Source organism: Rothia sp. 27098_8_29, assembly GCF_041432785.1.
In the GTDB taxonomy this organism is placed as follows: domain Bacteria; phylum Actinomycetota; class Actinomycetes; order Actinomycetales; family Micrococcaceae; genus Rothia; species Rothia mucilaginosa.
Map to the genome: position 1 here is coordinate 883,531 of NZ_JAPWAI010000001.1, position 24,817 is coordinate 908,347.

A 24,817-nucleotide genomic window follows, 5' to 3' on the forward strand; every position below is an offset into this window, starting at 1 on the left:
TAACTTTTATCCTTGGATACTCTTATTAGGTAAACGTAGAGACGGGCGTGGTGCTTGAGCGTAGCTATCAGGGTCGTTCCATTTCCAGCCTCTGAGGAATTTCTTTTTCAAGTTCTGCGGCTTCTCCAAGCTAACAACGTCCTCAGGCTTAGGCGGGCTTTTAGGGACTTTAGGATCACTTACACGAGAGTCAAAAATAACATCATACATATTCTTAGCCCAGTATGTCTTAATCCACGATTTTCCGTCCCAGACGCCGTATGCAACAATCTCCATAGGCTGTTTTACCAGCGAATAAGATTCTACATCGTCATACTTGGTCATCTCGCGCATCCTGTTTTGTTGATAAAAACGTGCTGGTCCAGGATATTCCTGTTTCAGTTTATACACCCCAGGAACAGGATCAAGAACCCGTGCAACCCAGATAGGGCTCCCATAGACGACGCATTTTTCCCTCTCGGTTTCGCCCTCTTCCACACCATCGACGCGCAGAAGCATGTCATAAACTCCGGGCTGATGAACCCAATCTCCGCCCCTTCCAACTACGCCATTGTTAAAACAAAAGCTAAGAAATTCGCGGACTGTCCCACTACTCTTCGTGACCTTGGAATTGTTATTAGTGGCTGCTACCACGGAATCCATCAACTTGGAATGCGCGCCAATCACAGACGGGGACCATGTGCTCCGAGCTTTGTGGTCATAACCCGTCTGCAAAGTATTACTCAAGCTTCCGTATGCCAAAACTTTGACGTCTTCGCCCTCGCCGACCCACCAAGCTACACGCCTCATCTTTTTCTTCGCGGTACCCGAAGGCCACATTGTCCCGGCAGCAGCAGCCAAACGAACAAGCAGGTAGGATCCAGGTCGCGGATTATCTTCATAACACAGCTTGTTCAGCTTCTTGAGGAATTTACCAGCTTCGGTCATCTTTTCACGGCGTAGCTCTTCTTTTTTTGAATTTTCAGAAAAAGTCACGTTAACTGCCCATAATTTTATTACAAAACTCCAACTCCACCATTTGAAGCTGGATACCAGAAGATCATCTACCTTTTCCTGCGACGAGTAGACGAGGTCTTTCCACTTAAGATTTGTGGTCAACTTAGAATATTTAGAACGCATAATTGTTTCCTTTTGTCTCAAAAATCAAAATAAATTTAATCTAATCACGAATTTTAGCCTTATAAAACCTCCTTGTCCTTTGATAATATCTGCGTCAAGCATATACACTCCTGACATGATAAGTCTATACTTTCTCCGTCGAGAAAACTTTTTTAAAATTTAATTCAAATCCATAAAACCGCCAGTTCATCTGTCCGCAACCTCCATTATTTTACGTCAGAGATGTATACAGCTGCTCGATGAGATGCCGATAACAAGTCAGCATAGAGAGAGAACTACTTTCTGGTGCCATTGGAGACCATTTCACCAAAGTACAACTGGCTTCTCGACAGAATAGAGGGCACAAAAAAAGGGGGCACCGCATCCACCCCAACGGGTAGAGAACGGTGCCCCCTCAGCACGCCGGGAGCGTGAGGTTCCCTCCCCCGCCAGTCACCCGGCGGGGCGTAAACCTTTTAGCGGCGAGCGCGGCGCAGCTTCACCAGGCCGTGGTTAATGTGTGCCGCCCAGAGCGGACCCTCGTACAGGAAGGCGGTGTAGCCCTGCACCAGGTCGGCGCCAGCGTCCAGGCGTTCCTGCACGTCCTCGGCGGTGGTCACGCCGCCGACGGAGATGATGGCCAGGTCGTCGCCGATTTCGCGCTTGAGCAGGCGCAGCACCTCGAGGGAGCGGGGCTTCAGCGGCGCGCCGGAGAGGCCGCCGGCACCGATTTCCTTGACCTTGGTCATATCGCTGGTCAGGCCCAGGCCTTCGCGGGCGATGGTGGTGTTGGTGGCGATGATGCCGTCCAGCTTCAGCTCCTTGGCCAGGGCCGCCACCTCGATGATGTCCTCGTCGACCAGGTCGGGTGCGATCTTGACGGTGAGGGGTACGTGGCGGTTGGGGCTGACGCGGTCTGCCTCCTCGCGCACGGCGGTGAGCAGCGGGCGCAGGGATTCGATGGCCTGCAGGGTGCGCAGGCCGGGGGTGTTCGGGGAGGAGACGTTGACGACCAGGTAGTCTGCCTGCGGTGCCAGGGTGCGGGTGGAGATCAGGTAGTCGTCGATGGCGTTCTCGAGTTCCACGATCTTGGTCTTGCCGATGTTCACGCCGATGATGGGGCGTACGACACCGCGGTATTCGGTTTCGAGGTCTGCGCGGGCGGCGGCTACGCGCGGGCCTGCCGCTGCGGCGCCGTCATTGTTGAAGCCCATGCGGTTGATGACCGCCTTATCTTCCACGAGGCGGAAGAGGCGCGGCTGCGGGTTGCCGGGCTGCGCCTGACCGGTGATGGTGCCGATCTCGACGTGGCCGAAGCCGATACCAGCCAGCGCGGCAATGCCCTTGCCGCCCTTGTCGAAGCCCGCGGCCAGGCCGAAGGGCGAGGGGAAGGTGATGCCCATGACGGTGGTTGCCAGTTCGGGTGCGGGCTGGAAGTACTTGCGCAGCGCGCGGGTGATGCCGACGTTGCGCAGGGTCTGCACGCCCCAGAAGCCGATGTGGTGTGCCTTCTCGGGGTCCATGCCCTTGAAGAAGATGTTGAAGAAGGTCGGGTAGATGCGCATTTGTTCTCCCTAGTGTTGGAGGTGTGGGTGGTTTGTGGGCGGCGAACCGGGTCGTCGCGTTGGGGTGCTAACGCTTGGGCTTAGTGGTCGGCCTACTCGGCGGCGATGGCGTCGACTGCGCCCCCGTAGCGGCGGTCGCGGCGCGCATACTCTTCGACGGCTTCCCAGAGGGTGCGGCGGTCAACGTCGGGCCAGAGCACGTTCATGAAGACGAACTCGGCGTAGGCGCTCTGCCAGAGCAAAAAGTTTGAGATGCGCTGCTCACCGGAGGAACGCAGGAACAGGTCAACATCCGGCAGGTCGGGCTCGTCCAGGTACTTTTGGATGGTCTTTTCGGTGATGCTGCCGGGCTTGAGCTTGCCCGCGGCTGCGTCTGCCGCGATGGCTGCGGCCGCGTCGGCGATTTCTGCGCGGCCGCCGTAGTTCACGCACATGGTGAGGGTGCAGACGGTGTTGTCGATGGTTTCGCGCTCGCAGAGCTCGAGCTCTTCGATGACGCTCTTCCACAGCTTGGGTCGGCGGCCGGCCCAGCGGATGCGCACGCCCCAGGTCTTGAGGGTTGCCAGCTGACGCTGCAGCACCTCGGTGGAGAAACGCATGATGAACGCAACCTCGCTGGGCGAGCGCTTCCAGTTTTCGGTGGAGAAGGCGTAGGCGGTCACGTACGGGATGCCCATTTCGATGGCGCCCGCGACGACATCCAGCAGGGCGGCCTCGCCGGCGCGGTGACCTTCGGTGCGGGGCAGGCCGCGTTCGTTGGCCCAGCGTCCGTTGCCGTCCATGACGACGGCGACGTGCTGGGGGATGAACTTCTTCGGGATGGGAGGCGGGGTTGCCCCGGTGGGGTGCGGGGGCGGGGGTACGGGCTGGGTGCGTGCCATGTGTGCCTTTCTTCCCTGGCGGGTTCTCCCCCGGGGTCGTTTGCCTAGATATGCGCCAGATATAAACCTGGCGTGCTGTTAGCTATTTTACCGTGGCACGGCGCGCATGGGCGGGCGCTTCGGGGGTTATTTTGCGTCCTGGTTGGCGCACGCTTGAAACACCGGAGTGCATCTTTTACGGTGCAGGAATTTCTGCCTCGAGGGCGCTCGCCGTTTTCAGGGGGTGTTCGAGCAGGTTCTGGGTGGTTTTCAGGTAGAGCCCCAGAATTTTGGAGGCGACCGGCACCGGTGCCGCGTCAATAGTCGCCCAGGCGCGCGGATCCACCGACGCGGTCGCGAGCGCATAGCCGAGCTCATCAGCACGCAAACCGGTCAGGGGCGTGTCAGTGGCGGGTGCGCATTGGGGGCAGAGGACCGTGTGGTGCCCGTAGGTGTGGGCGGTGTGGAAAGCAATGTACCTGCCGCTTCCGCTTGTAGCGCCGGGGGTGCTACTGTCTGCCCCGTTATCGCCCTGGCTATCGGCGCTGACGAGCGGGTTGCCGCATCGGGTGCAGTTTTCACCGATGAGCGGCCAGCCGGCGGCGTTCATGCTGCGCGCCAGGTAGCGGGTCAGGATCCTCTGCGGCACATGCTGCCCGTGCGCGAGCGCGGCAAGCGCCCCGTGAGTGAGGGTGTAAATATCGGCGGTGCTGTCGGTGTCTTTGGTGAGTGCTTCCGCCAGTTCGGCGATGGTGGAGGCGCACGTGTACGCATCGTAGTTCGCCATAATCGGTGCGGTGTAGGCGTGCAGGGTCGCCGCCTGGGTGATGGTGTGCAGATTAGTACGACCACGGCTGAAGGACAGGTCGGTGTGCATGAACGGTTCGAGTCGTCCACCGAACTTGGAGGTGGGTTTGCGTACGGCTTTGGCGACGGCGTGGGTGATTCCGCCGTCGCGGGTGAGCATGATGATGATACGGTCGGTTTCGCCGAGTTTTTGGGTGCGGAGGATGAGGGCGGCGTCGCGCCAGGTGCGGGGTTCGCTCACGGGTGTCTCCGTTCTCGGTATATGCTCGGTAGGTGCGTGGTGGATGCTCAGTAGATGCTGAGGGCAAGATCTACGCGGGTGTTGCGGGTACGGTTCGACCCCTGCCTCGTTACCCCGCATAGGGGGTACCGGTCAGGGGTCGGTCCGTAACGTATGGGCGAGGCGCTATTTAGTCCTCGTACTCAATATCGTCGTCGATGTCGTCTTCATCGTCGAGGATTTCTTCAAGGTCATCCTCGTCTTCATCACCGTAGACACTCAAGGGGGTGACCTCGTTGTGAGCCTCGAAAAGGGCATCTTCGTAGGCTTCGAAGGCGTTGGCGATTTCTACGTACGCCTCATCGACGGCGGGGTCGTGCTCGCCGGTTCGGTTGACGACGGCGGTCAGGTGCGCCTCCAGCGCGTCAAGGAGGCGGGTGAGTTCGGTGCGAGGATCAATGCTCATGCCATTTATTCTACTACCTACAGGCCGATGGTGTGCGCCGGGCGGTCATGCGGCGGTTTAAACGCGGAACTATGAACGGGTGCGGCAGGTAAATCAGCGGGTAAATTCGGTGCCGTGAAGAGAACACCAAAGCCAGAGCGGTAAGCCCAGGTTGGTCGAGTCAGGCTCGGCAAGCCAGATTGGTCAAGCCAAGCAGCACGCGGCGCATCAAGCACCGCAAAAACCTTACAGACACAGCGAACCCGCCGTCCCCAGTCCCCCACTCCTCAAGGGGCGGGTGCCGGGTGCGGCGGGTTCTTCTGTCGGTTAGCTCAGCTTTACGCTACGCCTACTGAATGTTTGCTTCTTGCGGGTTGAGCCCGAGAGAATGAGAAGCCGGGTTTTTAGAAGCCCAGGGATGCTGCGGATGCGCGGATTGCCTCAGCGGATGCCTTCAGCTGTGCCAGCTCAGCCTCGTTCATGGGAACCTCGAGCACGCGCTGGATGCCCTCGCGGTTGACGATGGTGGGCAGGGACAGTGCAACGTCCTTGAAGCCGTACAGCTCGCCTGCGATGGTGGTGGAGACGGGCAGCACTGCGTTCTGGCCGCCGAGGAATGCCTCAGCGATACGTGCACCGGAGATACCGATTGCGTAGTTGGTGGAACCCTTGCCCTCGATGACCTTGTATGCTGCGCGCATAGCTTCGGTTGCCAGTTCTTCACGGACCTCTTCGGTGAACAGCAGCTTGCCGTCCTGCTTCCACTCGGTCAGGGGAACCATGCCGATGTTTGCTGCGGACCAGACGGGGAACTCGGAGTCGCCGTGCTCGCCAACAACGTTTGCGTGAACGCTCTTGATGGAGACGCCAGCCTTGTTAGCAATCAGCCAACGCAGGCGGGAGGAGTCCAGAACGGTACCGGAGGACAGCACGCGGTTTGCGGGCAGGCCGGTAATCTTCTGAGCCACAACGGTGAGAACGTCACAGGGGTTGGTGACGAGCATGATGATTGCGTTGGGTGCTACGGACAGAATGTTCGGCAGCAGCTTCTCGAGGATTGCGACGTTTGCGCCTGCCAGTTCGAGGCGGGGCTGGCCGGGCTTCTGGCGAGCACCTGCGGTGATGATGACCATGTCGCAGTCGCGCAGCAGCTCGATGTCGTCGCCACCGGTGACGGTTGCTTCGTGTGCGAACATTGCGCCGTGTGCGATGTCCAGTGCTTCAGCGTGTGCGCGCTTGCCGTCGATGTCGTACAGGACGATTTCGTCTGCGGAGCCGCGGACCATAGCTGCGTATGCGGTTGCGCTACCGACGCCGCCTGCACCGATGACGCCGAGCTTGGTGGGGTTGTTGACACCGTTCATTGCTGTATGCCCTCTTTCGTGAGAGTTATCCGTGTGGTGCGAGAGGATTCTCGCGTGGTCTATAAGGAAGCGGGTGTGTGCCTCGGGGTTGAATTTCCTTAGATGGGCGTTCTTCCCCGGTGAGCTTGCTTCGTTATGTTCTATTATGCCGCAGATTTTGCGTTTTGTGTTGGGATATTTTGCTTTTTTCGATGGGTGCTGGTGACTTTATGGGCTATGAGGGGTGTTTTTCACTCACAAAACCAAATAATGACGTTCTGACCTTTTGAGCAAGCTCACATGCTGCTAAAGTAGCCCTCCACATCCACGGCACCGCCGGAAGCCTCAAAATCAGCACGAACAGCATCCGCCAGATCGTCGTCGACCAGGAAGTCCAAAGCCACAGACGCCAAACCGAACGCCGCATCCAGGGCAGCATCCACAGCCGCCGGAGTGTCAGCACAGTGCGCGAACTCCACCGTGTGCATACCGGTACCCTCGGGCGCAATCTGAATCAGCGGGTGAATACCGGGCACGCGCAGGCTCACATTACCGAAATCAGTAGAAGCCGCCAGGGTGTCACTGACCGTTCCGGGCGGGTACGGGTGGCGACCCACCGAACGCTGAGCCGAAACCCAACGCTTCAACAGCGGACGGTTCGTACGCACCGGCATGGTCATCGGCGAAGAATCCCACGTCACCTTCGCACTCACGCCAGCCATGAGCGCCGCACCGCGCAGCACCTCCTCAACCCGTCGCGACAGCGCACGCAAAGTCGGCGCGTACTTAGAACGGATATTAATATGCAGGCTCGCGGAGGCAGGAATCAGATTCGGGGCGTCCCCGCCGTGGTCAATAATCGCGTGAATACGGTCAGAACCGGGAATCTGCTGACGCAACAACCCCAGGCCCTGATACGCCAAATTCGCCGCATCCAGTGCGTTACGACCCATAAACGGATGCGAGGAAGCATGCGCACTCACGCCCGTATAAGTCACGCGGCATTCGCGGCGACCCAACCACGCCTGATCAGCCACATCCATAAAGTAGGGGTGCACCATGATGGCGGCATCCACCCGCTCGAACGCGCCGGCGCGTGCCATCAGCTCCTTACCGGCGTCGGATTCCTCGGCGGGCGTGCCGTAGTAGAGGATCCTGCCGCTGAACGCCTCGGGGCCGGTAGCGAGCGCATCCGCTAGGGCAAGGAAAGCGCCCAGCCCGGATACCGCGATGACGTTGTGGCCGCAGCCGTGACCGATGCCCGGTAGCGCGTCATATTCGGAGAGAATCGCGATGGTGCGGTGTTTGGTGGGGTCGTAGTCGGCGCTGGTGAGCTCCACTTTGAACGCGGTATCCAGACCGAAGGCGGGGTACTCGATGCTGAGGTTCGGGTAGGCTTCGCGGACCGCATCAACGAGCGTGCGGGAGGCGAAATACTCCTCGTAGGCAGTCTCGGGGTGCGCGTGAATCGCCTTGAGAATTGAGGTCAGGGAGTCTGCGCGGGTGGCTACGGATTCGGCGAGGTCGCGGCGAATATGCGCCAGCCCGCTGTCTTCGTCGAGGCGGTGACCGTGATGCGCTCCGTGACCCTTTCCACGACCGCGTCCCTTTCCATGACCATGGCGCTCGCCGTGGCTACGTTCCTGCTCGGACTGACCGTGATCAGCGTGTTCCCGCTCAGGATGCGCGTGCCCGCGCTTGCGACGGTGCTCAGCGGCACGCTTACGCTGCTCGGTTTCGATGGCGAGGATTTCGGAGTACTCGCTACCGCGCACGCAATCAGCGTCGGGCGCGTCGTAGTGGCGGGTTATTGCGGCGGGTCGGTTCGGTGCCGTTCGACCGGAGCCGTCAGAAGTGGGCTGGGTGTGGGCGGCAGTGCCCTGTGCGTTCGCGTCAGTCATGCTTCTACGCTACCGTCTGCGCTCGCCGGGCGCTAGATGCTCAGGCGTGATGGAGTCGAAAACGCCCAAAAAGAAATTTGTGTCACATAAAAGAAAATTTGTATATATCCTAGGAATCTTTGATTCAGTGGAGTAGCGTTAAGCACATGGGAGCGACAATCCAGCCGCACCCATCACCATCCGGCGCTAGCGATGCGAATGCCGGCAGGACAGTTCACAACCGGTCCAAACCATGTCGTTTGGGCCTCTGTCAACGCTGTGACAGACCCATGGATGCGAACCGTACCGGCAAGCACACACCGCTGTGAGCGCCACAACCACGCTAAGGAGCTCCATCCCATGAAGGCAGCACGCTTCTACGACCGTAACGACATCCGCATTGAAGACATCCCCGCACCCGAAGCCGCTGCGGGCGAGGTTCTGGTCAAGGTCGCATGGTGCGGTATTTGCGGTACCGACCTGCACGAATACCTTGACGGCCCCATCTTCTGCCCCCAGCACGGTCATCCCCACCCCATTTCTGGTGAGGACTCCCCCGTCACCCTCGGTCACGAATTCTCCGGTGTTGTTGAGGCACTGGGCGAAGGCGTAGACGACCTGCAGGTTGGCGACCACGTTGTCGTCGAGCCCTACATCATTCGTGATGACGTTTACACCGGCCCCGACTCCAAGGACTATCACCTGTCCAAGGACATGAACTTCATCGGTCTGGCAGGTCGCGGTGGCGGTCTGTCCGAGAAGGTTGCCGTCAAGCGCCGCTGGGTTCACAAGATTCCTAACAACATTCCCCTGGACGAGGCTGCACTGATTGAGCCCCTGAGCGTTGGCTACCACGCTGTTGAGCGTGCAGGCGAGTTCGAAGAGGGCGCATTCGCACTGGTTACCGGTGCTGGCCCCATCGGTCTGCTGACCTCCGCAGTTCTGAAGGCTAAGGGCGCTAAGGTTATTATCTCCGAGCTGTCCCCGCTGCGTCGCCAGAAGGCTCTGGACTCCGGTGTTGCTGATTACGCTTTCTCCCCCGCAGAGACCGACGTTCTGGCTGAGATTCACAAGCTGACCGACGGCCGTGGCGCCGACATCGCGTTCGAGTGCACCTCCGTTCAGCCCGCACTGGACCTGATTCTGGATGCCCTCAAGCCCACCGGTAAGGTCGTCATCGTCTCCATTTGGGGTAAGCCCGCTTCTCTGGATGTTCAGAAGATTGTGCTCAAGGAGCTCGATATCCGCGGCACCATCGCATACGTGAACTCCCACCCGGAGACCATCAAGCTGGTTGAGTCCGGCAAGATTGACCTCAAGCCCTTCATCACCGGCAAGATCGCTGTGGAAGACCTGATTGACAAGGGCTTCGACACCCTGATCCACCACAACGAGACCGCTGTGAAGATTCTGGTCACCACCGACCCGGAGCGTCTGGCTGAGTAATCTCTTCGAACGATACTGATTCGTTCAGTTTCAGCTGATGCAGCTGTTCTTCTAGCTTCCTTAGCGTAGCTAGTGTGGGGTGAGGTTCCCTTCAAGGAGCCTCACCCCGCTACTTTTTTGTGTACTTTTTACCGGGCATACAAAAATCCCCGGCTCCGAAGAACCGGGGATTATCTGTGCGCGAGGGGGGACTTGAACCCCCACCCTCTAATACGAGGACTAGCACCTCAAGCTAGCGCGTCTGCCTATTCCGCCACCCGCGCAGGTGACTTTCGAACGTTTTCCTTTCGGTGCCGTTCGAAGCAACACGTAATACTATACGGGCTTTCCGAACACTCCGCAAATCGAAAGAGCATGTTCTGCGTCACACATTCGAGGTTGGTTGGTTCCCCACACCCCGGGTAATCTTCTCGCACCTTGAGTAATATGACCGGCACGCCCACTCGACTGCCATATTTTCGGTCATAACGACTAGAATAAAGAGCATGAATAATGAGAACCTCTCCCGCGAAGAAGCCGCAGAACGTTCGGCTCTCATCAGTGTCGACACCTACGACGTGCATGTCGACCTGACTAACGCCAAGGACCCCGAATTCGAGTCCTACCCCACCGTCACCACCGTCCGATTCTCCTGCAACACCCCCGGTGCAGAAACCTTCATCGACTACATCCACCACAGCGTCGACTCCGTTAAGCTCAACGGCACCGAACTGACCCTGGCTGATGTCGTCAACGGCGCACGCATCACCCTGCCCAACCTGCAGGCAGAAAACGTGCTCACCATCCACGGTCGCTCCTACTACTCCCGCTCTGGCGAAGGTATGCACCGCTACTTCGACCCCTCCGACGGTCGTGTCTACCTGTACACCCAGTACGAGCCCTCCGACTGCCGCCGAGTCTTCCCGAACTTCGAGCAGCCCGATCTGAAGGCAGTCTTCAACTTCCGCATCACCGCGCCCAAGGACTGGGTCGTCAGCTCCAACGGCGTACTCGAAAGCCAGGTCGTAGACCCCACCGACGACTCCATCACCAAGCGAGTCTTCTCCCCCACCGCAAAGATCTCCACCTACATCACCGCAATCGTTGCCGGCGAATACTTCACCGCAACCACCACCTACAAGCCCAAGAGCAAGGTCAACAGCGGCGACATCCCCCTGGTCGCATACTGCCGCCAGTCCCTCAAACCGCACTTCGACTACGACCACATCTTCATGGTCACCAAAAACGGCCTGGACTTCTTCCAGGACCTCTTCGACTACCCCTACCCGTACCCCAAGTACGAGCAGGCATTCGTGCCCGAATACAACATCGGCGCAATGGAGAACCCCGGCCTGGTCACCTTCACCGAAGACTACATCTTCGTCTCCGGCGCAACCGAGGACGACCTCGAAGGCCGCACCAACACTATCTGCCACGAAATGGCACACATGTGGTTCGGCGACCTCGTCACCATGAAGTGGTGGGACGACCTGTGGCTCAAGGAATCCTTCGCAGACTTCATGGGCACCCTTGGCGCTAAGGAAGCCAACAACTTCAACGACGCATGGGTCACCTTCGCGAACAACCGCAAGGCATGGGCATACATGCAGGACCAGCTGCCCACCACCCACCCCATCGTCGCTGACATCCCCCACCTGGAAGCAGCATCGCAGAACTTCGACGGCATCACCTACGCAAAGGGCGCATCCGTGCTCAAGCAGCTGGTCGCCTACGTCGGCTTCGACACCTTCATTGAGGCAGCACGCGTGTACTTCAAGCGCTTCGAGTGGGGCAACACCTCCCTGAACGACTTCCTGCAGGTACTCAACGAGGTGTCCGGCCGCGACATGCAGGCATGGGCTAACGCATGGCTGCAGACCTCCGGCGTGTCCGCACTGGGCACCAAGCGTGTCTACGGCGAAGACGGCCAGCTCACCGACCTGATCCTCACCCAGGAACTGCCCGCACAGCAGCCCGCAGGTCTGGGCCGCCCCCACGTGGCAAAGCTGGAAACCTTTGCGCTGACCGACGGCAAGCTTACCTCCACCGGCCTGCTCTCCCTCGAGTACCCGGCAGAGCCCGTTTCCGAGCACCGCGTGGAGCTCACCGAGGAGCAGAAGAAGCTCGTTGGCGAAGCTGACCTGCTCATGCTCAACGCAGAAGACCACACCTACGCCAAGGTCGCCCTGACCGACGAAGACGGCCTGCAGGCAGCTATCGAAGGTGTCTCCACCCTCGAGTCCGCGCTCTCCCGCGGCCTCATCTGGGGCTCCCTCTGGGAGAATGTGCGCGATGCACGCCTGCCCGTCACCACCTACGTCGACGCAGTCGTACGCAACGTCTCCAAGGAACCGAGCGCATCCCTGCTGGGCACCATGGTCAACAACGCACAGGTCGCTATCGCAACCTTCTCCGCACCCACCGGCCGCGAGCGCCTCTACGACGCTCTCTACGACGCATTCGCAGCCGCACTGGCACAGGCTAAGCCCGGCTCCGACGAGCAGCTGATTCTGCTGCGCGCCCTGATTTCGGTCTCCACCAACGCGACCAAGGGTGAAGAGCTCTGCCGCGATATTGCCCGCGGTGCTTTCGAAGACACCACCGGCGATATTGCTGACGCAACCGGCATTCCTTACGACCAGAACCTGGGTTGGAGCGCGCTGGGTGCGCTCGCAAGCCGCGACCTGGTGACCGTTGAGGATCTGGACCGTGCGGCGAAGTACAGCCCCTCCTCAATCTCTTCGAATGGTTACGCGTACGCGATTGCTGCCCTGCCCTCTGCTGAGCGTAAGGCTGCCGCGTACAAGACCATCATGGAAGACGAGTCGCTGTCGAACGACGCTCTGGCTTCGACCATTAACGGTTTTGCTCGCGGTCCGGTTGAGCTGCGTGAGTCCTACTACGACTCCTACTTTGAGGCTCTGCTGCCCATTTGGGCGTCCCGTTCGATTGGTATGGCAACCCGCATTGTGCGTGGCCTGTACCCGAAGGCTCCGTACAACACCGGCTCCACCAAGGGTCTGGATGTTGAGGGTAACCCCTCCGTTGCATTGGCTCAGCGTTGGCTGGAGGCGAACCCCGAGGCTCCTTCGGCTCTGCGTCGTCTGGTTCTGGAGGCTCAGGATCACGGCCACCGTTCGATTGTGGCTCAGAAGTTCAACGCCTCCCTGCAGGACTAAGCTGCATGGTTTGAGGGCTTGTGGCGGGGTGTGAGCCGGTATCTAGGCTAGGTTCCGCTCTCCCCCGCTAGGTTCTCTAGCCTCTTTGAGAGACTGCCGTTCGGCACGCCCCCGGTAACGTACCGGGACGCGCCGGGCGGTGGTCTTTTTCTGGCTCATCTATAGAATTCATAGCGGCGGTATGCCGTCTAAATATTTCCCTCATACAGTGGTTCACACACAGACAAGGGCACTTATTACCGGGGCAGTTTCACCAGGGCACAAAACTATATGCACCCGGTGCTAAAAGACAGATAAATGTCACCCGTTTTTGTGAGCTGTCCACACTGAAAGCATGAGAGAATAGACTAGGTATCCGCTCGCTTAGACACATCAGAAGGAGTTTTCAGTGGTCGATTACGCACTCGGTGACCGCGGTAGCGTTGACATTGTCACCGATGATTACTACGAAGCAGAAACCCTCCAAATCTTTGAGGAACTGCACATCGACCGTGAACGTATCTGGTACGGTGAAGCGCGCCTCGTTCCCGAACCGGATAACCCCTACGAGCCCAATAGCATTGCCGTCTACATTGACGAATTCAAGGTAGGCCGCATGAGTGTGGAGGACTCCGCCGCGTACTGGGATGCCATTGCCCGCGTGGTCGCCTCCGGTTACGAGCCCATTGCGCACCTGCAGCTTTCCGCCGTGGCGGTTCGCACCGAGAGCGGTAATATGCGAGTGAAGAGCACCGGTGTGCTCTCGCTGTCCGCTCCTAGCTCGCTCTTCCCCCTCAACGACGCACCGACTCGCGCGACCCTGCTACCCCAGGGCCCGTCGATGAAGGTGCTTGATGAGAAGGAACACTCCGAATACCTGCACAGCATCCTGCCGCCCAGCGGTGAGGGTCGCGTCATTCTGACCCTGGAAGCTAACCAGCTGAAGACCTCCGACGGCCGCGTGGTCGACAGCGTGGAGGTACGCCACGACCGCAAGCTCGTGGGCCGCCTGAGCACCCAGATGTCTGAGCAGCTGACACCTGTCATCCGTTACGCTTTTGAGAACGACCGCCTCACCAGCGCCTGGGGTACTATTCGCGGTAACACCCTGGAACTGTCCCTGACCGTTCAGGCTGCACGCCCCGCCGATATTCCGCAGGAATGGTATGAGACCCTGCCCAACAACGTTCCGGCTCTGCTGCCGGTGGGTGAAGAGTACGATGTGCCCGCCGCATTCGTGCCCACCGAAGGTGAGCGCCACTACCTGGAGTCCTCCGCTCAGCAGGCTCCGAAGAAGCGTCGCGGTTTCATGAGCTCCCTGACCGGTGGTTCTTCGGCACCCGCCGAGCCGACCCGTAGCGAACCCGCCGCGGAGAAGCCTGTCATCGAATACAGCATTGAGGAAGAGGAATACTACGAGCCGAACGAACGTGACCGTCTGCTGAACCTGATCAAGGGTGCAGGCCTCGCCGTTCTGGTCGCCGGCCTAATTTCAATGCTGTGGACCCCGATGCTTGGCATCCTCATCGCAATCCTGGGTGGCGCTATCGCGGCTGTAGCATTCTATTTTGGCCGCCAGCCCTACTACGAAGACTACGACGAATACGATGAGTACGAAGAGGAAGAATCTGCCGAGGAAGCAGAAGAAGCCGATTCGAAAGCCTAACTCCCTCTAAGAGCACGGTACGAATGGGGCGGCTACCCCACCATCACGGTGAGGTAGCCGCCCTTTTGTGCGCCCCAGCAGCTCTCTAAGCGCCAACGAGGTACTTCCAGGTATCTACATTCCGACAGCTTTTCGGGAACAGTTAAAAACCAGCGGGGGCGAAAGCCTCATCAGCTTTCACCCCCGCAAGGAGTCAGATCTTAGTCCTGGCCGTAAGTCGCCATGAACTGATCCATGCTGTCATGCTGCAAAGCATAGGACAGGTTAGCATTCGCAGCCTGGTTCACGATAACAATCGACTGACCGTCGTAGGACCAACCCGGGCCTGCGTTCGGCAGGGTGGTCATACGCATCGTGGTATCACCGCTAGTCAGCACCGGAGCCGCAATCTGGGCAATCTGCGCCGCGTCCAGGCCAGAGTCAACACGCATATAACCAGCAATAGACTCAACAGCAGACTGGAAAGAGCCCACATTCTCCAGTGCACCCTTAGACTTCATCGTGCTGTACAGACCGCGCAGGAACGCACGCTGGTTACGAACACGCTGGTAGTCGCCGTCAGCGAACGGGTAGCGAGCACGAACGAACGCAAGAGCCGCACCACCATCCATATGCTGCATACCCTGCTTGAAAGACCACGCATTGATATCGAAGTCGAAAGGTACCTGGACATCCACGCCATTAACAGAATTCACCAGAGCCTTGAAGCCCTCGAACTCGATCTCTGCCACGTGATCAATCTTGATACCCAGCAGGTTCTCAACGGTCGCCACCTGCAGAGAAATACCGCCATAGTTCAGCGCCGCGTTAATCTTTGCCGAACCGTAACCGGGGATATTCACCCAGGTATCACGCATAATCGAAACCAGGTACACGCCCTTACCATCGGCAGGGATGTGAGCAAGCATGATGCTATCTGCACGGGAGCCGCTCACCTGAGCTGCTTCAGAACCGGAACGGGTATCGCTACCGAGCAGCAGGATGTTCTTACCCGGACCCTTCACGACATTGTAGCTGTAACCGTCATCCAAGATGCCGTCGCCGTCCTTATCGTGATCGCTCGCGTTAGCTGCAAGAGCCGCAGCAGCATCGGAGCCGTTCTTGCCGGTATTCGAGTTGGTGACGGTCGGAGCCTTCAGCTCCGTCACGTTGAGCTTCTTAGCCTCGCCAAGCTGCTCCTTAATTTTGCTGAGGTCTTCATCCACCTTAGTGATGGAGTCAAACTTCTCGGTCTTGCTATCCCAGGTGTGGCCAGCACGCCAGATAAAGAAACCAATACCGAGGGTAATAACCAGCAGAAGAATCAGCAGGATCAGCAGAATACGCTTGACCCATTTCTTCTTCTGCGACGGTTCAGAGTGAGCGTCGCTCATTAAGTTGTCCTTTGTTTGAGGTGGTGATACGCGAGGTGCACAGCGCATCCAGCGAAGTCTCTAAAATAGAGAGCCGGAAATAACCCGCCGATATGGGGCGGCACTGAAAAGCACAGAAAATGCACAGCTCGCAAAATACTTTCCCATTGTAACGCCGTCAGCTGGTCTACGCACCGGCGCACGAAAGGTTTTACGTTACAACTTTCCTCACGTTCGCGCCAAACTTGCGACTACAGGCGCCAGAACGCACAATGCCCCGCCTCCCTGAAAACCAAGGAGAACGGGGCATTGATTTCGCTATAAAGCAAAACCTGAAAAGAAGATTTACTTCTTGCCGAAGTTTGCGAAGCGTGCGTTGAAGCGCTCGACGCGACCTGCGGAGTCCATGATGCGCTGCTTACCGGTGTAGAACGGGTGCGACTCGGACGAGATTTCAACCTCGACGATCGGGTACTCGTTGCCGTCTTCCCACTTCTCGGTCTTGTCCGAGGTCATGGTGGAACGGGTCAGGAAGACCTTGCCGGATGCGAGGTCGCGGAACAGAACCAGGTTGTAGTCCGGGTGGATTTCTGCCTTCATTGATTACCTTCTTCTGCTACTGGATTTTGCCAGTAGCCCTTATATAGATGGAGTAGGTTTTTCGATGTGCAGCTATCGAGAAAATCTCAGAGCGCATCACCATTGTGCCCGCATAGGGCGCGCACAACCCATTAAGGGTACCACCTTCATGGATTAAATCCCAGTACGTTCCCTCGCAGGCGCCAACCCACACACCGCAAGGGCACCCCCAGAAGGCACTCACGCGGGTTAAGAATCAGGTGAGAACTCAGGTTATGAACGCGGGCGGGTCTCCCAGAACGCCACGGCACTCGCCGCCGCAACATTCAAAGAATCCACGCCGTGCGACATCGGAATCATCACCGTATCGTTACACGCAGCCAGGGTGCGGGGCGACAGTCCGTGCCCCTCCGTGCCCAGAATCAGCGCAAGCTTCTCATCCCGGCGGGCAGACAGCTCCTCCAGGGTCAGCGAGTCCTCTTCCAGTGCGAGCGCTGCGCTCTTAAAGCCCAGCTCGTGCAGGGTCTGCAGGTCTGCAGGCCACGACTCTAGGCGAGCCCACGGCACCTGAAAAACGGTACCCATCGACACGCGAATCGAGCGGCGATACAGCGGATCAGCGCACCGCGGAGTCACCAGTACAGCATCCACGTTCAGCGCGGCAGCCGAACGGAAAATAGCTCCCACATTCGTGTGGTCCACAATATCTTCCAGGATTGCCACGCGAGAGGCACCCTGCAGCAACTGCTCCAGAGGCTGCGGCGCCGGGCGAGCCATCGCCGCCAACGCGCCACGATGCAGATGAAAACCGGTCACCTGCTCCAGCTGCTCCTCACTGCCCACATACGCGGGAGTTTCAGGATGGGCGCGCAGAACATCCGCCAAATCATCAGCCCACTTCTCACTCATCAGGAAAGAAACGGGCTGATGACCTGCAGCGAGCGCACGACGAATCACCTTCGAAGACTCCGCAATGTAAATACCCCACTGCGGCTCCATGGTGCTACGGAGCTTCACATCGGTCAGCTGCGTGTAGTAGCGCAAAGCCTGCTCGGGTGCCTGCGCCAGAGCCGTGACCGACTCGATGGCGTAGACACGCTCGGCACGCTCAGCGATCTGTTCGGCGCTCAGCTGCTTCGGGGCACGGCTCATGCGCGCTTAAACGCGGAGTAACGACCCGCGGAGGTGACGGTCAGAGCCAGGTCCATGTCGTAGGTTGCTGCGAGGTTCGCCTCGGTAATGGTGGACAGGATCGGGCCGGCGGCGACCACGCCACCGTCACGGACCAGCAGGGCGTGGGTGAAGCCCGCCGGGATTTCCTCGAGGTGGTGGGTGATGAGCACGGTAGCCGGTGCGTAGGGGTCGGCGGCAAGTGCGGTCAGACGCTCGACCAGGTCCTCACGGCCGGAGATGTCCATGCCTGCGCCGGGCTCGTCCAGCAGCAGCAGTTCGGGGTCGGTCATGAGGGCGCGGGCAATCAGTGCACGCTTACGCTCGCCGTCGGAGAGGGAGCCGAAGGTGCGGTCAGCGAGGGTGTCGACACCCCATTCAGCCAGCAGCTCGGTGGCGCGCTCGTCGTCCATGACGTCGTATTCTTCCTTCCAGCGGCCGGACACAGCGTACGCTGCGGTCACGACAACGTCGGAAACCTTCTCGTTGGCGGGAATCTGGTTTGCCGAAGCACCGGAGGACAGACCAATGCGCGGGCGCAGGTCGAACACGTCAACAGCGCCGAGGGTCTCGTCAAGGATTTCAACCTCGCCGCTGGTCGGGTGCAGGCGGGCTGCCGCAACCGACAGCAGAGTGGACTTACCGGCGCCGTTGGGGCCCAGAACAACCCAGCGTTCACCTTCGTTCACAGTCCAGGAAACGTCGTTGAGAATCTTGCGGCCGCCGCGAATCACGGAGACATTCTGAAGGTTGAGTACGGTGCTCATGGTTCTTCTTCCAGTGAGTTAGATGGATGGGATGCGCCCCCACCCCGCAACCCGTGCCGGGTTATTGGAGCGGTTGGCGCATAGTGCGCGGGTACCCCACATTGGGCTCCTCGCGCTAAACCTTAGGGGCTATAGGTGCCGCCGCGTCAGGGGCGGCGCGCCTCATCAAATGTACCTTGTCAGAGGGGCGGGCGCATCCGCAACGGCACCTATAGCGGCTGAAGTTATTAGTCGATGAAGCCGCGTGCGCCGCCGACCAGCTCAACGTGGCCGGTCTCAACGTCTGCGGTGACCATCTTCGCGATTTCCTGCGCGAACTCGTTGACGGTGTAGAGCTTGCCAGCGGTCTCGCGGCGCTGCTCAATAGCGCCGGGGTGCAGGCGGTTCAGCAGAGTTGCGGTGACGGTGCCTTCAATCATGTCAGCGGACACGACGACCAGGGAGATACCCTTCTCGGACAGTGCGGGAATCTCGGCAATCAGTGCGTCTTCGCCTGCGCGCTTGGACTCTGCGACGGGCTTGTACTCGTCCATGGTCTCAACCTCGCGGATGAAGTGCGCCTGGTGGCTGGTCACGAACACAATGCGTGCGCCTTCGGGCATCTTCTCTGCAGCCAGGCGTGCCAGGTTCAGCTGTGCGTCACGGTTCAGGCGCATTGCGTAGTCTTCGCCCATGCCGGTTTCCATGCCGCCCGACGCGTTCAGGATCAGGTAGTCCAGGGAACCGAAGGTCTCCACGGCGGTGTTGACGAGGTTCTGCAGGTCCTCATTGTTGGTCACGTCAGCCTGCACTGCGATTGCCTTGCCGCCAGCCTCTTCAATAGCCTTGACGATCTTGTTCGCACGCGGTGCCTTGGAGCGGTAGTTCACCACAATGTTCGCGCCCTCAGCGGCGAGAATCTGTGCGGTATCTGCGCCAACGCCGCGGGAGGAGCCGGTAATGATAATGGTCTTGCCGGTCAGCTGTGCCATAGTTTTATGTCCTTAAAGTTTAGAAAGGGTGCACCCACGTTCGGGCGCTTCGTGCAGTCTGTACGGGGTGGGGTTAGTGACCCATGCCCAGGCCGCCATCAACGGGGATGACAGCGCCAGAAATGTAGCTAGCCTCATCGGATGCGAGCCAGCGAATCACGCGAGCGACCTCTTCCGCCTCCGCGAAGCGACCAGCCGGGATGGACGCGAGGTAGTTCTTCTTGGTCTCTTCGGGCAGAACCTCGGTCATTGCGGTGTTAATGAAGCCCGGTGCCACCACGTTAGCGGTGATGTTACGGCCGCCCAGCTCACGGGTGATGGAGCGCGCCATACCGACCAGTGCAGCCTTGGACGCGGAGTAGTTGACCTGACCGGGGGAACCGTACAGACCCACCACGGAGGAAACCAGGATGATGCGGCCGCGCTTGAGCTTCAGCATGCCCTTGATGGCGCGCTGAACCACGCGGAAAGAACCGGTGAGGTTGGTGTCTACCACGTCGGTGAAGTCGGATTCCTTCATGCGCATCAGCAGCATGTCGCGGGTGATACCTGCGTTGGCGACCAGCACCTCCACGGGGCCAAATTCTGCTTCAATTTCCTTGAATGCTTCGTTAATGCTGTCGGCATCGCGTACATCTGCCTTGACGGCGAAAAATTCTTCGGGGGCTTCACCGCTACGGTAGGTGATGCAGACGTTGTGTCCTGCTGCCTGGAATTCCTTGGCAATTTCGTAGCCGATGCCTCGGTTGCCGCCGGTGACCAGCACGGTCTTGGGAGTGTTCTCGCTCATGAGCTTCCTTGATGAGTCGACCCCTCACGATCAGAGCCGATGCAGCGGCTACGCGGTTGGGGTGTGGACGGATGGACAGACAAACCCTATTTTACCGCGTTTTAGCGCAAAGGTGCCGCAGGCTACACTCCACTCTTGAACACTGAACACCTGCTCCCCTTCTTTTACATGCCTCATCGGACGCGTACACTATCTGAAGCGGAACAGCCCGCACCCTTTTCCTTGGAATCGCGCGGGCACGGAATAACACCGCACGTCGAGGCTCATTAGTAAGGATAAGAAGACATGGATCTGCTCGGTTCACTTTCTCAGGATGCACAGCCCGAGTACGCCAAGTGCTCCCGTAAGGGTTGCCAGCAGGCGGCAGAATTTCAGCTGCTCTGGAACAACCCGAAGGTGCACACCCCCGAGCGCCGCAAGATCTGGTTGGCGTGCTCCGAGCACGTGGGCTGGCTGGAGAACTACCTGCGCGAGCGTGAGTTCTGGAAGCAGACTCTGCCCTTTGAGGGGTAGTGCCACTTGAGGTAGCGCCGCTTGAGTAATAACCCAGTCTATCGAAAGTAATTTCGATATATGCTATATTTGTTCTAATTAGTTCGAATGAACACCCCGGCACCCGGGCAACCACACTCGCAGGGTAATTACATTCGCTGAGCAATCGCATTCAAGGAGGCACCTCCCCATGATGGGCTATTCGCACACCGTCAGCGCCGCAGCTGGCTGGCTAGTGCTCGTCGAGACGGGAGTAGTGCAGGTTCCCGATACCCCCACCCTCATCGTGACCACCCTGGCGTGCGCCGGTGCGGGCATGCTGCCGGATATTGACCACCACAACGGCAGTATCGCCAACTCCATCCCGCCCATTTCACGCTGGGTAGCACGCATTGTCGGGGCGGTCAGCGGCGGGCACCGCAAGGGAACGCACTCCATTTTGGGTCTGGTGGCTTTCTGGGCAATTGCCTATTTCAGCGCCAACCTGAGCTACAACGGAATACCCTGGGCTTCACTGCTTCTTGCCGCATTCTCGGGCGGCCTGGCATTGCGCGTGCTCGGCGCACCGGGTGGATGGATTGGTGCCATCGCCCTCGGGTACGCCGCCTACACGACTGATTCGCTGGCACTACTCCCCTGGGCTATTTCGGTCGGCGCGACCATTCACCTCATTGGCGACCTACTGACAACTCGCGGACTGCTGCCCCTCTACCCCATTGTTATCAAACCCCTGGTGGCGTCCCCCCTATGGAAAAAGAGCGGCTACATGGCACTGCCGATCCTGGGTGATGCTGGCAGCGTACGCGAGAAGGCACTCGTTCTAGCACTGACCGGGTACATCGCCTGGTACGCGGCAGCCATGATGGGCTTTACCGAATACCCTCTGCAAATGTTCGGACTGGGTATTCACGCCGCATAACGTGCCACATAACTAAATTCTCACCGAGGACAGCAAAGCGCCCCGTCACTTCCCTACGGAAGCGGCGGGGCGCTTTTCTAATCCTTATCCCGATCTATCGGGGTGAGAGATTAAGCGTCCTGGATGGGCCAGAAGACGTCAACCTCAACGTTCTCTTCACCGGAGGTGGGGTACTTCTCGAACTCAGTGTTGTGCATTGGTAGTTCTCCTTCGTGAGCGGGCGGGAATCTCTTCTCCCCCGCGTTAGCTCACCATCGGTAGTGAGCCCTAATGTTTCGCATTTGCGTCCTCGCAATGGCGGGAACAGTTATAAGTCTACGCCCCACGCATGTTGTGTTTCTACCATTTTTCCCACAATGTATGTAGAGACACATGAAAAATTCAAAAAGCCCACACAGACCCCCTGAAATATAGCCTGAGAGCTTTTCTTTCCCGCAGAAAAACCCACAAGGCAACATTTTTTCCCGTCAAATACGCCGCAAGTTTCGTGTGTCAGAACCCACAAATCACATGCACGGGAACGCAATTACACCACATATGATCAGAAAACAATACAACCCCACGGGTCAGGTCACATTTTTCCGCACTATTCACGAGAAAAATACCGGCAATATCTCCGCAACACATTTTCAGAACACAAAAAATACGCCCTGGACAATACGCCCCAGACAATAAAACAACGCGCAATACACGCAAAGAGGCCCCGGCACCACACGGCACCGGAGCCTCCCCATGCTTTGATGTTCAGCGGATATTGCTTACGCCAGCGAAATCAGATCCTGGTAATCCTTCGACCATAGGTCCTCCACCGCATCCGGCAGAAGCAGCACACGCTCAGGATCCAGCGCCTCCACGGCACCCTCATCGTGAGAAACCATCACGATAGCGCCCTGGTACGCCTTCAACGCGTTCAGAATCTCCTCACGCGAGGCGGGGTCCAGGTTGTTGGTCGGCTCATCGAGCAGCAGCACATTCGCGCTCGACGCCACCAGGGTCGCCAGGGACAGACGGGTCTTCTCACCGCCGGAAAGCACACCGGCAGGCTTATCCACATCATCGCCGGAGAACAGGAACGAACCCAGAATCGTGCGCACGCGGGTGTCGTCCAGATCCGGCGCGGCAGACTTCATGTTCTCAAAGACAGTGCGGTCACCATCAAGAATTTCGTGTTCCTGCGCAAAATAGCCCAGCTTCGCGCCGTGACCGTACACGACCTCACCCGTATCAGGCTTGGTGGAGCCAGCCAGCATGCGCAGCAGAGTGGTCTTACCGGCACCGTTCAGACCCAGCACCACCACGCGCGAACCGCGGTCAATCGCCAAATCAACGTCCGTGAAAATCTCCAGAGAGCCATAGGACTTCGACAGGCCCTGGGCAGAGAGCGGAGTCTTACCGCACGGCGCCGGATCCGGGAAGCGAATCGCCGCAACCTTATCACTCTGACGCTCATCCTCCAGGCCGCGCAGAAGCTTCTCAGCACGCTTAATCATCTGCTGAGCAGCAACAGCCTTCGTCGCCTTCGCGCGCATCTTATTCGCCTGCTCCATCAGAGCGTTCGCCTTCTTCTGCGCATTCGCACGCTCACGCTTGCGGCGGTGCTCGTCCTGCTCACGCTGGGTCAGGTAGTTCTTCCAGCCCATGTTGTACTGGTCAATCACGCAGCGGTTCGCATCCAGGTAGAAGACGCGGTTGACGACAAGCTCCATCAGGTCAACATCGTGGCTAATGACCATCAGGCCGCCCGAGAAGTTCTTCAAGAAGTCACGCAGCCACATAATGGAGTCAGCATCCAGGTGGTTGGTCGGCTCATCCAGCAGCATGGTGTCCGCATTGGAGAAGAGAATACGCGCCAGCTCCACACGGCGACGCTGACCACCCGACAGAGTAGACAGCGGCTGGGCGAGCACACGCTCCGGCAGGTCCAGGTTGGAGGTGATGACCGCCGCCTCCGACTCAGCCGCGTAGCCGCCACCAGCAATGAACTCAGCCTCGAGACGGTCGTAGCGGCGCATACCCTTAGCGCGCACCGCCGGGTCCTCACTCGCCATATCGTCCTGCGCCTGACGCATCTTGCGCGCCACACCGTCCAGGCCACGCGCCGAGAGGATGCGGTCACGCGCCAGCTGGCTCATGTCATCCACCTTCGGGTCCTGTGGAAGGTAGCCGATAGTGCCGCTGCGGGTCACCGTACCGTCAGCGGGCAGGGTCAGACCGGCAAGCACCTTAGTCATAGTGGTCTTGCCGGCACCGTTGCGGCCCACCAGACCAATCTTATCGCCCTTATCGATGCGGAAGGTGACCTCTTCCATGAGCAGGCGCGCGCCTGCACGCAATTCGAGGTTCTGTACAGCAATCATGGGTGCCTTTCCGGATGGCGGTCTGGTGTGTGGGTTGATAGTGCTTGGTGGGCGGGATTCGCCGAGTTAGAAGCGGCGAGCGCGCAGAGCACCTCATCAATTTTAGTGCAGGTGTGCCGAGTGCGCATGTGGGGCACCTTTTGTTTTCATGGTGTGCGGTGTACGATACATACCGAACACTATTCGTAGAACATTGTTCAAAAATTGGGTTGTGACAAGCAGTCAACCACCGCTACCCTCAACTCTGTAGAAAAATCTGCAGAGCAATACGTATCAAAGGAGTACCACCCCAATGACCGATTCCGTGCGCGAATCAGCTCAGGCACCCCAGGCAACTCAGGCACCGCGCCGTAACGTAGCGGCAAAGACCTCCCTCGCCACCGACCTCTCCCTCATCGCAGTGTTCGCGGGCTTCATCGCCGCGCTCGCCATCATGCCCGCCGTCAGCTTGGGCGGCGTTGCGGTTCCCTTCACCTTCCAGACCCTCGGCATTTACATCACCGCTCAGGTGCTCGGCGGCAAGCGTGCCACCGCCTCCGTGGCGCTGTACCTGCTGGTTGGTTTCGCTGGCCTGCCCATCTTCGCTAAGGGTGGCGCCGGTTTGGGTACGCTCGCCTCCCCGAGTGCCGGCTACCTGCTCGGCTTCCTGCCCTTCGCCGCTATTGCCGGTACCCTCGCCTACCTGTTCACCCGCAACACCCGTTCGGTTGGTGCGACCTTCCTTATGGCTCTGGTCGCGAACTTCTGCGGTTTTGTGGTTCTGACCGCCTGCGGTATCGCCGGTATGATGGTGAACGCCCACATGACTTTTGAAGCCGCGTTCAGCGCGGCAATGGTATTCGTTCCCTGGGATCTGGTGAAGTCCACGATTGCGGTTCTGGTTGGTTTGTCGGTACGCCGCGCCTTCCCGTCTCTGGCTTCTGCCCAGCGTTAAAAGCACACGATGTGCCGCA

20 protein-coding genes and 1 tRNA gene are annotated in these 24,817 nt (G+C 58.9%); 6 read left to right on the top strand and 15 right to left on the bottom strand.

From position 1 onward, the window contains the following. Window positions 1-6: 6 nt before the first annotated feature. The 7 genes from O3649_RS03455 to O3649_RS03485 all read right to left on the bottom strand — a co-directional run bounded on the left by O3649_RS03455 (window position 7) and on the right by O3649_RS03485 (window position 8,239). Window positions 7-1,119, bottom strand: coding sequence for a hypothetical protein (locus O3649_RS03455; protein WP_314849861.1), 1,113 nt, complete (start codon window positions 1,117-1,119; stop codon window positions 7-9). Window positions 1,120-1,574: 455 nt separating this feature from the next. Then, entirely contained in the window at window positions 1,575-2,663 is a 1,089-nt protein-coding gene (locus tag O3649_RS03460; protein ID WP_371572783.1) for a quinone-dependent dihydroorotate dehydrogenase, read from the bottom strand. Between the two features lie 92 nt (window positions 2,664-2,755). Further along, window positions 2,756-3,544, bottom strand: a complete 789-nt coding sequence (locus tag O3649_RS03465) for an isoprenyl transferase (RefSeq protein WP_049334175.1) — start codon at window positions 3,542-3,544, stop codon at window positions 2,756-2,758. A gap of 175 nt (window positions 3,545-3,719) precedes the next feature. Then, entirely contained in the window at window positions 3,720-4,571 is an 852-nt protein-coding gene (gene recO / locus O3649_RS03470) for a DNA repair protein RecO (RefSeq protein ID WP_371572785.1), read from the bottom strand. Between the two features lie 169 nt (window positions 4,572-4,740). Beyond that, window positions 4,741-5,016 (bottom strand): hypothetical protein, encoded by a 276-nt coding sequence (locus tag O3649_RS03475; protein WP_049353093.1) that lies wholly within the window; start codon window positions 5,014-5,016, stop codon window positions 4,741-4,743. Window positions 5,017-5,399: 383 nt separating this feature from the next. Beyond that, window positions 5,400-6,359, bottom strand: a complete 960-nt coding sequence (locus O3649_RS03480; RefSeq protein WP_298698561.1) for an L-lactate dehydrogenase — start codon at window positions 6,357-6,359, stop codon at window positions 5,400-5,402. 275 nt (window positions 6,360-6,634) lie between these two features. Then, a complete protein-coding gene (locus O3649_RS03485) occupies window positions 6,635-8,239 on the bottom strand; it encodes an amidohydrolase (RefSeq protein ID WP_371572788.1) in 1,605 nt (534 codons plus the stop codon). Between the two features lie 339 nt (window positions 8,240-8,578). Between O3649_RS03485 and O3649_RS03490 the strand changes: the two genes are divergently transcribed. Beyond that, entirely contained in the window at window positions 8,579-9,664 is a 1,086-nt protein-coding gene (locus O3649_RS03490) for a 2,3-butanediol dehydrogenase (RefSeq protein ID WP_070629687.1), read from the top strand. A gap of 177 nt (window positions 9,665-9,841) precedes the next feature. Here O3649_RS03490 and O3649_RS03495 read toward each other — a convergent pair. Then, window positions 9,842-9,927, bottom strand: a tRNA-Leu gene (locus O3649_RS03495). 222 nt (window positions 9,928-10,149) lie between these two features. Here O3649_RS03495 and pepN point away from each other — a divergent pair. Together pepN and O3649_RS03505 are read left to right on the top strand one after the other, a co-directional pair. Beyond that, entirely contained in the window at window positions 10,150-12,822 is a 2,673-nt protein-coding gene (gene pepN / locus O3649_RS03500; protein WP_371572790.1) for an aminopeptidase N, read from the top strand. 388 nt (window positions 12,823-13,210) lie between these two features. Continuing rightward, entirely contained in the window at window positions 13,211-14,467 is a 1,257-nt protein-coding gene (locus tag O3649_RS03505; protein ID WP_371572792.1) for a hypothetical protein, read from the top strand. A 200-nt stretch (window positions 14,468-14,667) separates the two neighbouring features. Here the strand turns inward: O3649_RS03505 and O3649_RS03510 are convergent, their stop codons facing one another. The 6 genes from O3649_RS03510 to O3649_RS03535 all read right to left on the bottom strand — a co-directional run bounded on the left by O3649_RS03510 (window position 14,668) and on the right by O3649_RS03535 (window position 20,096). After that, complete coding sequence (locus O3649_RS03510; RefSeq protein ID WP_049356971.1) at window positions 14,668-15,840, bottom strand: LCP family protein; 1,173 nt, start codon at window positions 15,838-15,840, stop codon at window positions 14,668-14,670. A gap of 324 nt (window positions 15,841-16,164) precedes the next feature. Further along, window positions 16,165-16,419, bottom strand: coding sequence for a type B 50S ribosomal protein L31 (locus O3649_RS03515; protein ID WP_070688056.1), 255 nt, complete (start codon window positions 16,417-16,419; stop codon window positions 16,165-16,167). A gap of 252 nt (window positions 16,420-16,671) precedes the next feature. Next, a complete protein-coding gene (locus tag O3649_RS03520; RefSeq protein WP_371572794.1) occupies window positions 16,672-17,550 on the bottom strand; it encodes a TrmH family RNA methyltransferase in 879 nt (292 codons plus the stop codon). Beyond that, window positions 17,547-18,335 (bottom strand): ABC transporter ATP-binding protein, encoded by a 789-nt coding sequence (locus tag O3649_RS03525; protein ID WP_049327170.1) that lies wholly within the window; start codon window positions 18,333-18,335, stop codon window positions 17,547-17,549. The genes O3649_RS03520 and O3649_RS03525 overlap by 4 nt, the downstream gene beginning before the upstream one ends. A gap of 227 nt (window positions 18,336-18,562) precedes the next feature. Beyond that, complete coding sequence (locus O3649_RS03530; protein WP_005506073.1) at window positions 18,563-19,306, bottom strand: SDR family oxidoreductase; 744 nt, start codon at window positions 19,304-19,306, stop codon at window positions 18,563-18,565. A gap of 73 nt (window positions 19,307-19,379) precedes the next feature. Further along, window positions 19,380-20,096, bottom strand: coding sequence for a beta-ketoacyl-ACP reductase (locus O3649_RS03535; protein ID WP_005509097.1), 717 nt, complete (start codon window positions 20,094-20,096; stop codon window positions 19,380-19,382). A gap of 285 nt (window positions 20,097-20,381) precedes the next feature. Here O3649_RS03535 and O3649_RS03540 point away from each other — a divergent pair, with 285 nt between their 5' ends. Both O3649_RS03540 and O3649_RS03545 read left to right on the top strand, forming a co-directional pair. Next, window positions 20,382-20,609: a hypothetical protein gene (locus tag O3649_RS03540; RefSeq protein WP_005506080.1), complete on the top strand. Its 228-nt coding sequence runs from the start codon at window positions 20,382-20,384 to the stop codon at window positions 20,607-20,609. Window positions 20,610-20,778: 169 nt separating this feature from the next. Beyond that, entirely contained in the window at window positions 20,779-21,507 is a 729-nt protein-coding gene (locus tag O3649_RS03545; protein ID WP_371572797.1) for a metal-dependent hydrolase, read from the top strand. 758 nt (window positions 21,508-22,265) lie between these two features. On the opposite strand, the gene abc-f is transcribed toward O3649_RS03545, so the two are convergent. Further along, a complete protein-coding gene (abc-f, locus tag O3649_RS03550) occupies window positions 22,266-23,864 on the bottom strand; it encodes a ribosomal protection-like ABC-F family protein (RefSeq protein WP_371539098.1) in 1,599 nt (532 codons plus the stop codon). Between the two features lie 292 nt (window positions 23,865-24,156). On the opposite strand from abc-f, the gene O3649_RS03555 reads away from it, so the two are divergent. Further along, window positions 24,157-24,798, top strand: a complete 642-nt coding sequence (locus O3649_RS03555) for a biotin transporter BioY (RefSeq protein WP_371572799.1) — start codon at window positions 24,157-24,159, stop codon at window positions 24,796-24,798. Window positions 24,799-24,817: the final 19 nt, after the last annotated feature.